Origin of the sequence: Enterovibrio nigricans DSM 22720, assembly GCF_900167155.1 — a bacterium.
Taxonomy (GTDB): Bacteria; Pseudomonadota; Gammaproteobacteria; order Enterobacterales; family Vibrionaceae; genus Enterovibrio; species Enterovibrio nigricans.
In genome coordinates, this window is the sequence record NZ_FUXU01000039.1 from 1 (window position 1) to 12,063 (window position 12,063).

The 12,063-nt window shown below is 47.8% G+C and carries 8 protein-coding genes and 1 riboswitch; of the genes, 4 read left to right on the plus strand and 4 right to left on the minus strand.

Annotation, left to right across the window (positions count from 1 at the left end; genetic code table 11):
* Positions 1–16: 16 nt before the first annotated feature.
* Positions 17–2,983: a DUF6531 domain-containing protein gene (locus B5D35_RS13915; RefSeq protein ID WP_078753163.1), complete on the minus strand. Its 2,967-nt coding sequence runs from the start codon at positions 2,981–2,983 to the stop codon at positions 17–19.
* A gap of 536 nt (positions 2,984–3,519) precedes the next feature.
* On the opposite strand from B5D35_RS13915, the gene B5D35_RS13920 reads away from it, so the two are divergent.
* Entirely contained in the window at positions 3,520–4,806 is a 1,287-nt protein-coding gene (locus B5D35_RS13920) for a DEAD/DEAH box helicase (protein WP_078753164.1), read from the plus strand.
* Between the two features lie 86 nt (positions 4,807–4,892).
* Here B5D35_RS13920 and B5D35_RS13925 read toward each other — a convergent pair whose 3' ends face one another.
* Positions 4,893–6,815 carry a BCCT family transporter gene (locus B5D35_RS13925; protein ID WP_078753165.1) on the minus strand — a complete coding sequence of 641 codons (1,923 nt, stop codon included), beginning with the start codon at positions 6,813–6,815 and terminating at the stop codon, positions 4,893–4,895.
* Positions 6,816–7,091: 276 nt separating this feature from the next.
* On the minus strand, positions 7,092–7,754 hold the full coding sequence (gene ribB / locus B5D35_RS13930) for a 3,4-dihydroxy-2-butanone-4-phosphate synthase (protein ID WP_078753166.1): 663 nt from the start codon (positions 7,752–7,754) through the stop codon (positions 7,092–7,094).
* Between the two features lie 120 nt (positions 7,755–7,874).
* Positions 7,875–8,018: riboswitch (FMN riboswitch) on the minus strand.
* Between the two features lie 413 nt (positions 8,019–8,431).
* Here ribB and B5D35_RS13935 point away from each other — a divergent pair.
* Positions 8,432–8,905 (plus strand): DUF2127 domain-containing protein, encoded by a 474-nt coding sequence (locus B5D35_RS13935; RefSeq protein WP_078753167.1) that lies wholly within the window; start codon positions 8,432–8,434, stop codon positions 8,903–8,905.
* 188 nt (positions 8,906–9,093) lie between these two features.
* Positions 9,094–9,459 carry a DUF4870 family protein gene (locus B5D35_RS13940; protein ID WP_078753168.1) on the plus strand — a complete coding sequence of 122 codons (366 nt, stop codon included), beginning with the start codon at positions 9,094–9,096 and terminating at the stop codon, positions 9,457–9,459.
* A 42-nt stretch (positions 9,460–9,501) separates the two neighbouring features.
* Here the strand turns inward: B5D35_RS13940 and clcA are convergent, their stop codons facing one another.
* Positions 9,502–10,917 carry a H(+)/Cl(-) exchange transporter ClcA gene (gene clcA / locus B5D35_RS13945; protein WP_078753169.1) on the minus strand — a complete coding sequence of 472 codons (1,416 nt, stop codon included), beginning with the start codon at positions 10,915–10,917 and terminating at the stop codon, positions 9,502–9,504.
* Positions 10,918–11,508: 591 nt separating this feature from the next.
* On the opposite strand from clcA, the gene B5D35_RS13950 reads away from it, so the two are divergent.
* Complete coding sequence (locus tag B5D35_RS13950) at positions 11,509–11,991, plus strand: RidA family protein (protein WP_078753170.1); 483 nt, start codon at positions 11,509–11,511, stop codon at positions 11,989–11,991.
* Positions 11,992–12,063 lie beyond the last annotated feature (72 nt).

Genomic DNA, 12,063 nt, shown 5'->3' on the forward strand with positions numbered 1-12,063 from the left:
ATCGTAGCTTCTAGATTTAGTTCCATCGATTTAAGCAACAAAGCCCCTCCACGATGCGGACAAGGCGCCCAGCCTTGTCGTAGTACTTGTGTCTGGCGGCACCATTGGGACGTGTTAGTGAGGACAGTGCCCCCATCGCATCATAGCTATAGTCGGTATCCGCCCCTGTGGTATCTGTCAGCTGAGTTAACAAGGTGTCATGCCAATAGAACTGAGTGGCATTGCCATTGGCGTCAATCGATTGTGTCAGCCTGTGTGCATCGTCGTACTCGTAGTACACGCTACCTGACGGTGTCGTCACTGAAATGACCCGGTCCAACTCGTCATAAGACAAGGTTTTGAGCGTCGCCAGTCGGTTGCTGACGCTTTCCAGTCGTCCCCACTGGTCATACTGGTACGTGAGCGTTTTACCATCTGGCTGCACCACGTCAATCACCTGACCGTCGGTGTTGTAGCCGTAGGTCCAGGTATGGCCTATCGCATTGGTCAAGCTTGCTAGCTGGCCGTCTGAATTGTAGGTGTATTGCGTTTTGTTTTGAGGGTCGTAATTGAAAGCACCGCTGAGATCTCCTGCTTCGGTGATGTCTGCAACAACATGGTGGTAGCGCTCTGTCAGGCGTCCAACATCGTCGTAAATGAAGTGCTCCCCAATACCACTGGCGTTCGCAGTCAATATGGGCTGATGACCAGCGTTGTACATGGCTCGTAAACTTTGTCCTTGCGCGTTGGTGATGCGATTGAGGTTGCCGAGAGCGTCATAGGACAAGTCTGTTTGGTGGCCTTTTGCATCCATATGCCGACTGGGGCCAAACGTACTCTCGTAGCGGTAGTGGGATGCGCGGTTAAGTGCGTCGGTGCCTGTCAAGGGGCGGAAGGCATCATCGTAGTAAAGGGTTTGTTCAAACCCGTTTGAGGCTGTGACGGTGGATTTTCGTGCCCCTAGGTCAAACGCTTGTGTTTGTGGAGAGATATCGCGGGTGCCTTTGGCAACCTGATGGGCGCGCTTGTAGATATCATAATCTGCCTTCGCCAGTGTTTTACCGTCCGGCCCCATGACCTCTTGCAAACGGCCTTCTGTGTCATAACGGAAACTGGCTTGCGTGACACCACCAATGCGGACTTCACGCAATTGGCCTCCGGTTGTCAGTGAGTACGTTGGCTGTAGGCGGGCAGGTGTCGCCGCAGTTTGAAGATACCCGCTTTGAGTGTAGGTAAGTGTTATGGCTCTACCGCCTGAGTGCCGAATGGCAGCAAGGCGGACTTTTCCAGCGAAGGAGGCATATTCGTAGGTCAGTTGCTGCCCACCACCATCACTGACGGTGGTGAGCTGGCCGGCGGCGTTGAAATTGATGCTGCCTGAAGGCAGGAGCACTTCATAGATTTGGGTGCTGGGTGTATATACAATACGTGTTTTTCCCAGCTCAGCACGATAAACCAGTTTTCGGTCATCGGTGACGCCTAACAAAGTAAATGCAGCTTCCTGCGCTCCCGTGCGCATCACAAACTCAAAGTGGCCTTCTATCGGCTGGTTATTAACGGTAAGTGCCAGCGGTTCCCCACTGAAACGAAGACCCAAAGGGGTGACGTGCCAGCCCATTCCCAACCCTTCATCCCTTACACTGAAGGAGTTGTAATAGCGCCCAAATGAGAGTGACAGGTTGCCCCGCGTGGGGAAGGTGGTGTCTGTTCCTGCCCAGATGAAGTTGCCGTCTTTCCGGCTGCGTTCTAGAGTCTGGGCTATCGCTGTGTATTGTTGACCAGCATGGTTGAACGTCCAGTGCAGGTTTGTGTCTTTTGGCCGCTGGGTTAAGGCATTGTCCATGATGGCGACCGCTTGTTGCTGGGTGACCTGTGCATAATTGGTATTATCAAGGTGATAAGTGACACCGCCACTCAATGAGAATACTGTTTGCCCCTCAAGCCCATGCACGCCGAAAATAATAACGTCATTGACGACTTCTCTTTTGGTCGTTTCGGTTGGGATATGCCCTCTGTCTGGTTCGAAGTCACTGAACATCGATAAATCAAGAGGAATGTCGTTGTCCTGTATCCATTTTACAATGGCGGTGATTTTCCCCAGCCGTTTCAGTTCGTGGAAAACTGGGTATTGGTTAGCCACAGCGTCGTAATTTTGCTCCATCCACAGGGCGAAGTTGCGGTTCGCTGGGTTGACACCGGATGAGCCTGCCACAAGCACTTTCATTGTTACCGGGTCAAAGGTCAGCGTTTGTGTCTCTGGGTCAGTGTATCCCCTCACTGAACCCGGCTCTATCCAGATACGTTGCGAGCCGAAGAGACTGGTTTGGTTATTGTAGTGGTCAACCCATCGCGCACTGTCGTCTGCCGTTTCCATGATAACGGTTGTATCCGGGCCTTTGTAACTGCCGTTCAACCAAAAATAACTGGTTGGCAACGCCTCTTCGAAAAAGCGCTTGGAAAAGCTCTTATATCCGGACGCATTAGCATGCATAGGTTGTCCCGACTGGTTGTCCAACCTCATGGTTAACCCTTTTAGGATACGGTCTGCTTCATAAAGGGTATGGCCAAATGTCGTGTTTTCCAATGCTCCGTCGTAACGCACTTTGACCGTATTGGGGTTGGAGGAGGGCTCGGTGTTAATTGAAACTCCAGGGTATTGCGGCGATTTGCCTTTTAAGCCATACAGAGATTGCACCGCGACGGCCATGTCACTGATATTCAATTTAGGCAGAGCGGGCGCAGATTGACCGTAAAATATGATTTGTCCGGTTGCTTTGTCGTAGGCTGCGCCTTGAATATCAGTGACGTTCAGTAGTAAGTCTGCAGTCTTATTTAATGATATCCCCCCATAACCCAAGTTAAGAGGAGAGTGGTGTCCGTATGAAGGCATGGATACCATGGGGTGTTCGCAATTCATGGCTGTGGCGGTCGTTGAAATAGTGCTTAGGGTGCTCAATGTGAGGGCAGTAAACAGCCCACGACACGCGAGATTGAATCTACTCATTGCCAACTGTCCTTGTTGATGTGTTTACCAGGTAGATAGGAAAACCGTCTTTCGGGTTTATTTGTTTTTTTGCGACGAGTTAATATAAATATGCAAACTACTTATAGGTGTCTAATATCAACGACTGATATAAGTGGCACTTTCTCTTGTATGATTCGTTTTCTTAATTATGAGTCAGTGCGAATACAAATCTGATTGCATATTATCGTAAGAGGATCTGTAGTGTATTCATGTCTTTATACAGTGGATGGGGTGTGATTGGTAAAGACTGACTTTGATGAAAACAGCGTCTTTTTTAAATACTCCGAAGAACAAAAAAGGGAAGCCAATTTAAGGAATGATTGCCTGACATGTTTCTCTGTTCCTTTTTATGGTTTTGGCTAAACCTGCGAAGGGATCGTGATTGATGACATCCATCAATCTTGCACGTTTACGAGCTTTTAGATTGTGTGGCGATAGAGATATCACTAACGGGGTAGGGCAGAAATACACTACTATGTCCGGCTATTAATTTTAGCTTTGAGCCTTTTATCTTAATGACTACTGCAAAGACACCTGCCAGCTTTTCTGAACTTGGCCTTATATCACCACTGTTAGCACGATTAGCGGAACTTGAATACCAACAGCCAACACCTATTCAAGCAGAAGCGATTCCGAGTGTGTTAACAGGACGCGACCTGATTGCAGGCGCAAATACAGGTTCAGGGAAAACGGCCACCTTTGCACTGCCAATGTTGCAGCAGATTATGGAGCAGGGCGATAAGTCAAAAGGCGGCAAAGGTAACTTTGTGACAGGGCTGGTTTTGGTGCCAACCCGTGAACTGGCAAAACAAGTTGCAGACAGCATTAAATCTTATGCCGTACACAGCAACGGCGCGGTGAAAACCGTGGCGGTTTTTGGTGGTGTATCTGCCAATACTCAAATGCTTGCGTTGCGCGGTGGCGCCGATATTCTTGTTGCCACGCCAGGCCGTCTGCTTGATTTGATTTCGAGCAATGCCATCAAGTTAGATCGTGTGAAAACCCTTGTGCTTGATGAGGCAGATCGCATGTTGAGCCTTGGCTTTACCGAAGAGCTCTCGGCACTATTGGCACTGTTACCAAAGAAAAAGCAAACACTTCTGTTCTCTGCGACCTTCCCTGAACAGGTTCAGGTGCTTACGCAAGAATTGCTGAACGATCCAGTTGAAATTCAACTTCAAAGCGCAGATGCCAGCACCTTGGTTCAGCGTGTATTTACAGTGAATCAAGGTGAAAAAACGGCGGTTCTGGCGCACTTGATCAACCAGAATGCATGGCGACAGGCGTTGATTTTTGTCAACGCGAAAAAGCATTGTGAACACTTAGCAGAGAAGCTGGAAAAACGCGGCATTAAAGCAGAAGTGTTCCACGGCGACAAAGGTCAAGGTTCTCGTACTCGTGTGCTTGAAGGATTTAAATCTGGTGAAATCGACGTATTGATTGCAACAGATATTGCAGCTCGTGGTCTAGATATTGAAAAGCTGCCTGTGGTGATCAATTTTGATTTACCACGCAGCCCTGCAGACTATATGCACCGAATTGGTCGAAGTGGCCGTGCGGGTGAAGTGGGCCTGGCATTGTCTTTGATTGATCATGAAGATTACCATCACTTCAAAATTATTGAGAAGAAGAACAAAATCCGACTGGATCGCGAAGAAGTTGAAGGCTTTGAAGTTGATGCGTCTGTTGTCGATGCACTGCTAACGGTGGAAAAACCGATGGCGAAACCCGCTGGAAGCGGTAAGAAGAAAAAGAAAAACCAAGGACTTACAGCGGCGGAAAAGTGGCTTAAAGGGCTATAAGCAATTCAATGAATTGATTGCTTTATAACGTTATTCAAAAAGAAAAGGAGCACACTAGGTGCTCCTTTTTGTATCTATATCAATTGTTAAGCAGATGCTCCGGCGATCTTCGCCTCTTCTTCAATGCGCTGCTTTTCGCGAATGAGTTCATTGAAGTCCATGCGGGCTTGCTGTGCCGCTTCAGAGGCTTGAAGTTTATGCTCTTTTGCGGCCATTGCTTCGTCGGTTAAACGCTGGATTTCAGCCAGTTGTTCTTCCGGTGCATCACCCAGTTCTGCGCCCGTTTCGCCACGGGAAAGCGCTGCCATACGAATTTGCTTCTTGAGCTGCCAAATCGCATCCAGTTTTTCGCGCTCTTCGCTTGCCGCTTCAATTGCTTCATCTTTCAAGCGCTCAAACTTCGCCATCGCCATGCCTTCTTTCGACCATGGATCGACATCTGGGAATTCTTCAATGTTGATGACAGGGTCAACATAGCCTTCCTGATGTGCAAGGTCGAGCGTTGCGGCTTTTACTCCGGAAATCATTAGCATAACGGCAATGACAAGCAATGGTAGACCACCGACGATTGCGGCTGTTTGAAGCGTTGCTAAGCCACCCATGAACATGAGTACTGACGGCATGAATGACAACGTAAACGCCCAGAACAAACGGTTCCAGCGCAGTGGATCTTCAGTCACGTTATTCTGAACGACGGATGCCAGAATGAACGAAATAGAGTCAAACGTGGTTGCGGTGAAGATAATACACAGAAGTGTGAATACCGCGATGACGACGGTACTAAACGGCAATTGCTCAAGAATAGCAAATATCGCCGTTGTCGGGCCTTCGGTGTTCAGAATGGAAATAACATCTAATTGGCCGGACAGTTGCAGAGACAGGCCGAAGTTTCCCAAAATCATAAAGTAAAGGGCACAACCCAAAGAGCCGAAGAAAATCGAGCCTGATACCATTTGCTTTATTGTGCGACCACGGGAAATACGTGCAACGAACAAGCCCATGCTTGGTGCAAACACCAGCCACCATGCCCAGTAGAAAATGGTCCAATCTTGTGGGAAGTGGGTGTCTTCAAACGTGCCATAGCCACCGAATGGTTCCGCCCATGTTGCCATGACGAAGAAATTGGACAACATACGACCGATAGAATCCAAGCCAGTTTCCAGCATGAATAGCGTCGGGCCTGCAAACAGTACGAACGCCAGCAATGCCAATGCACCCCAGAAGTTGATGTTACTCAACACTTTGATGCCTTCATCCATCCCTTTGTAGGAAGAGTAGGCAAACAAGGCCGTACATACGAGCAATACGCCAATCTGCGTGACCGTTGTAGAAGGGATCCCAAAGAGATAACTGATACCTTCATTAATGAGTGGTGCTGCAAGCCCCAGTGTTGTCGCTGCGCCGCCCAAAAGACCAAAGATAAACAGGACGTCGATGATTTTCCCCCAGCCACCGTGGCTGCGTGCTTCACCGATAACGGGCATTAATGCGGCAGAAACTTTCAGAACAGGTTGCTTACGCACGTAGAAGAAGTAAGCAATTGGCAATGCAGGGATAAGGTAGATAGACCATGCGATTGGGCCCCAGTGGAAAATACCGTAGGTTGCTGCCCAGCGAACGGCTTCTTCACTGCCTGCTTCGAGTTGGAATGGGGGGCTTTGATAGTAGTACGCCCACTCGATTGTGCCCCAATACAGGATACTTGCGCCGATACCGCCACAGAAAAGCATCGCTGCCCAAGACGCGGTTGAAAATTCGGGTTTTTCGTCAGCATCGCCAAGCTTGATCTGGCCGATATCACTGAAGATGATATAAACCATAAAAAAGAACGCTGCGATGCCGAGGGCGAGATAGAGAAAACCGAGTTTGTCGGTCATAAAGGTTTTGGCAATCGCAATCCATTCGGCACCTTCTGCCGGCCAAATCAGCAGCGGGATGATCACTGAAAAGAGAAGCCCTAGTGCCCCAAAAAATGTGGGCTTATCTATGAGCTCAAAGTGCTTTTTCATAAAATGTCCTTATACACTTGTCGTAATAAGGAATTTTTATATTTTTAACAACTTGGGGCAATTTGCATTACGAATGGTGCTAATGAGTAACTTTTATAATATTGACGGGGTAAATGCGAGGAGGGGAATTGCGGCGTGACTCTAATGATAGTTGCTTCGTTATTGGATAATGTTAACAATAAACGCCAATTTGCTGGTTTTTTGTGCGTAACGGAAATGTTGGGAATTGCGGTAGAAACATGTGTTTTTTCTACCGCAAATAACACTGATATAGCGTTAGGCAATATTGGCAGCCTGTGACAGGCGATACTGCACCATATCTTCAATGGTCAGCACTGGCATGTTGTGCTTTTTACCAAACGCAATAATCTCAGGTGTTTTCGCCATTGAACCATCTTCATTCTGTACTTCGCAAAGCACACCTGCGGGGGAAAGACCTGCCATTTGCATCAGATCGATCGTGCCTTCAGTGTGACCACGGCGCGTCAGTACGCCGCCTTTGCGTGCACGAAGGGGGAACACGTGCCCTGGACGCGCCAGGTCAGTTGGTTTCGCATTTGGGTTAGACGCCGTTTTAATGGTCGTCACACGGTCTGCTGCTGACACACCGGTGGTTACGCCGATTTTGGCTTCAATAGAAACAGTGAATGCGGTTTGGTTTGCGCTGTTGTTGTTCATCACCATCGGTTGAAGTTCCAGCTTGTCGGCTTGTTCTTCCGGCAGACACAGGCACACGATGCCGCTACATTCACGGATCATCAAGGCCATTTGCTGGTTGGTTAGGTGGTCAACAGAGTAGATAATATCGCCTTCGTTTTCGCGATCTTCATCATCCAACAATAATACGCTGCGGCCTTCGCGAAGGGCTTCTAGTGCAACGTCTACACGTTCAAGAGGGGTGCCAAACTCGGCAAGCAGTGAGGTGTGTGTCTGATTCATGGTAACTCCTGTTAATTAATACCAGAATCAGGGCATAGATGAGCCGTGGACATAACGTCCACAAGCAATACGGCAAAAAATGTGGGGCGCAAACTCGCACTGCAAAACTTGGCGTATTTTTATCATCCTCTTTCATCCGGACTCTAACCGTCGGCTTTGGCATCTCACCAAATCTGCTGACCCCAAACGATGTTTGGGCGCTCGCGGGCTCGTCATTTCTGACATACCGCCGGTGGGGAATTTCGCCCCGCCCTGAGAATAATTTGCTTCAATAAGCACAGTGATACTACTGTGATTTCGAACAAAAAGGGAGAGGGTAGAATCTGATTGAGCAATATTTGCGCACAGCAAAGACCTTTTGTTATGGCGATGTTTGGTAGTGCTCTTCATTAGGTATCAAATAGTTAAGCTTGCTGCTTGGAGTGTGAATAACGTTATGTGGTTGGTCATTTATTGCGTTCAATATTTCCCATTGCGAGTTGTCTAGATTCAAACTGGCGTTTCTTGTTCCCAACCCTTTGATGGCATAGCGGCAAGTGTAAAGCTGGCACGCACTGTAAGTGTTCATGTTACTTGCCGACTCTCAAGGGTTTAGATCCTAGATTTCTTGACCCTGCTACGAACTGTCCAGAGAATACCGCCCAAAATAGAACTATCTCACAGAAGGTGCAGTTAACATGAATTCACAGCCTAAAGGGTTGCGGGCCATTGCAATTTTGGAAGCAAGTAAAGGCTTGCTAGCCTTGGTCGTAGGCTTAGCATTGCATGAGTTGGGTGGGCCAAAAATTCAAGCCATATGTGAAGCATTATTGCAGCATTTGAGGATGAATCCTGCAGGTGAAATTCCCAGTGTTATCCATGAAGCGCTGGCTAACGTTGATGACAAAAACCTTACGATACTTGCTGTGGGCACTGTGCTTTATGCATCGGTAAGATTGATAGAAGCATTTGGACTTTGGCGAGGTTACGCGTGGACGGAGTGGTTTGCACTGGCAAGTGGCGCTATCTATGTCCCCTTTGAGGTTTATGAAGTGTTCACCACAGGTAAGGTGCTACCAATTCTGGCATTGGTAACAAACTTGATCATCATTGGCTACATGGCGTTAGTTATCGCAAAAAGGCGGCGGGAAACCAAGGTAGGCACGCCGTGATTGCATAAAGATAAACGGCTAAATTTTGACGGTTAAGCGGTATATATTTGACTGACATGAGTGCTAAATGAGCAGTGAGTGCTTTGTGTGATACTTTTCATCGCACAGAGTGCTTATTTGTTGATTTGGGTCATTTTTATGGATTAATATGCTTTTTTTCACACTTTAGCAATAAAAGCATAATTATAATGACAAAAGATACAAAGCCTTCAAAGTATAAATCTCCCGCCATGATCGCTTACATGCTCCTTCTTAGTGGTTTGCTGACGTTTGGTATTTTCAGTATTGCTGGCGCAGTCTTTGCGTACATCAAACGTAAAGAAGCAAATGCTGCTGGCGAAGAGATGTACGCAGATCATTTTCAATGGATCATCAACACGTTTTGGATAGCACTGCCTTTGGCGTTGATTAACCTGATCTTGATACCGTTGGGAATTGGTTTGATCACGGCAAGCGTTACCTATTTGTGGGTATTTTACAGAGGCATGTATGGCGCGAAATCGCTGACTGACCTTCACAGCCCATACAATCATCGCCGCGAATTAAACGCTTAACACTGTCAGACAAAAAGAAAGCCGCTAACAGCGGCTTTCTTTTTATGTGGTAGGTTGTTCTTGGCTTTCGCTTTCTTCCTCTCTGGCTTTTTGCTTCGCCAATGAACGCTGTAATAGCTGGCTATAAAGCGGCTTGCCACCGAGTGCTTGTGCTGTCATCGTCGCGCCGAGTGTGGTGATCAGAAGCGGTAGGATCAGCTCATATTTATGGGTTAGCTCGATCACCAGCAAAATCCCTGTAATGGGCGCACGCACCGTGGCGGCAAACAATGCGCCCATGCCTGCGACGGCGAACATACCTGCCGATATTTCCATCGACGGAAAAAAATGCATTGCTCCGATGCCGAAACAGGTGCCAAATAAGGTGCCTAGTGCCAACATAGGCGCGAAAACGCCGCCAGGTGCCCCAGAACCAAAACAAACCAGAGTGGCCACAGTTCTTGCAAGGAAGAGCACCACAAGTGCCGCAATCGTGAGTTTTCCCTCGGCAGCTTCAGGAATGAGCGTAACGCCGCCGCCACTAAGCGAAGGAAGTAACATCACCAATAAACCGAAGGATGCCCCAAGAATGGCGCCAGTCCCGACAAATCGTGACAATTTGTTTTGATGGAATTGCTCAAAACGGTCCATGGTCATCACAACCAATTGGTTAAAACACACCCCAATACCACCGAAAACTAAGCCAAGCACCAGAAACAAAAGCAGAGCGACAAGCGGCACTTCATAATTTGCAGGAAGTGGGATCATTGCGCCTTGTCCCATTAAGCTGCGATAAGTAATGGTCGCCATGATAGATGCAATAATGACGGCTTTAACTGAAATAAGGTTGTACTTAAATTGCGGACGCATTTCTTCAACGACAAACATGATGCCAGCAAGCGGCGCATTGAAAGCAGCGGCTAAACCTGCTGCCGCACCTGATGCGACAAGTGTATGTCGGCTTTCATCGTCTTTTAGTCGGAAAATATCCGTCATCATTCGTCCCACACTGGCGCCCATCTGCACGGAAGGGCCTTCACGCCCCAGTACCAGCCCTGCACCAATTGAGCCGATGCCGCCAAAAAATTTCACGGGAATAACACGCCACCATCGTACAGGCCTGAGCCCGTCTAGCGCTCCTTCAATTTCAGGTATTCCAGAGCCTGCGGCTTCAGGTGCAACGGCTTTAACGAGGAAAAAGCCAAATGCAGAAAGCAAAGCACTGGAGACAACTACAGCCAGAATGGTGAGAAATGAAACGCCATCATGTTGTGTAACCCAAAGGTGGCGCTGTTCAACCACCCAATCGATAGCAATATCGAAGAAGGTGCAAAGAAGGCCTGCAAAAACACCGACAAACATCGACAACACGAGAATAGAAAGTGGACTTTGGTGATTGGCAAGAAAGCGCCGCATTACGCTAGAGCGTGGTCGGGAGCTCAACAGTTCATCCTGCTGCTCAGTAGGCGCATTAGACATGTGTGTTTCCTTAACTTTATTTTTATCTTTTCAGCATAGGGCAGTTCGTTACTGACAATTTCGCCGTATGTGATACACGGCGATAAGAATTGTTTACAAGCAGCGAGTCATTGGGCTTTTTTAGCGCACGTTCCTAGGCTACGTGAGTCTGCATAGGACATCGCTGGGTAGGGATTCTTGAACGTGCGATGGTTCGTGAAAAGCTAGAGTGGTGTCGAATACCAGATCGAAAAGCAAGTATTGTTTAACGGTAAGTAAAGGTCCGAAAATGCCGTAAACGGCGATTATTGGACGCGCAATAGTGTAGTCCTGTGAAGTAAGACTTATCAACGCTTTGCACCTGAAAACATCCAAAATTCCATGCATTTTAAGATTGCAGTTTTGTAGTAAAAACATCGCGCAATTCTAAAAACGTTCTGTGATGGGAGTGAGGTCGGGAAACGCATTGAAATGGATCGGTGATACACGAGTGTAATTCTACAGATTAATTACATGGCAAATTGAGAGAATAGAGCCTTTGATGTCGTTGAGATATTGAAGACCCTTTTGTTAGGTTGGATTGGTCTGTTACATAGATAGTTAAGGATAATGATGACTAACACCGTTGCAAATAACGATGCAGAAGCGCAATTGATTGCATTAGGACTCCAGCTCCCGAAGGTGTCAAACGCTCAGGGTAACTACGCCAATTGTGTGCGCACGGGGAACCTTCTTTATGTCTCCGGCAAAGGACCTGTGGCCGGCTTAGACGTAGTTCCAAAAGGTAAACTTGGACGGGAATACAGCGTCGATGAAGGCTACGAATTTGCTAAAGCCACGGGGTTAGATATTCTAGCCGCGGTAAAGCTGGAATTGGGCTCATTGGATAACATTGCCCGTGTCGTAAAAATTCAAGGCTTTGTTAATGCGACAGAAGATTTCGAGCAACACCCTAAAGTGCTAGATGGCTGTTCTGATTTGTTTGCCACAGTATTGGGCGAGCGAGGTGTCCATGCGCGATCTGTGTTCGGCGCACTCTCACTACGCGGCAATCTTCCCATCATTATTGATTCGATCTTTGAGGTTAAGGCATAGCTGCGTCTGAAATCAGGCGACGTGTTTACCGCGCGTAAACGATATCGCGTCGCTTTCGTTTCTTCTTCTTCT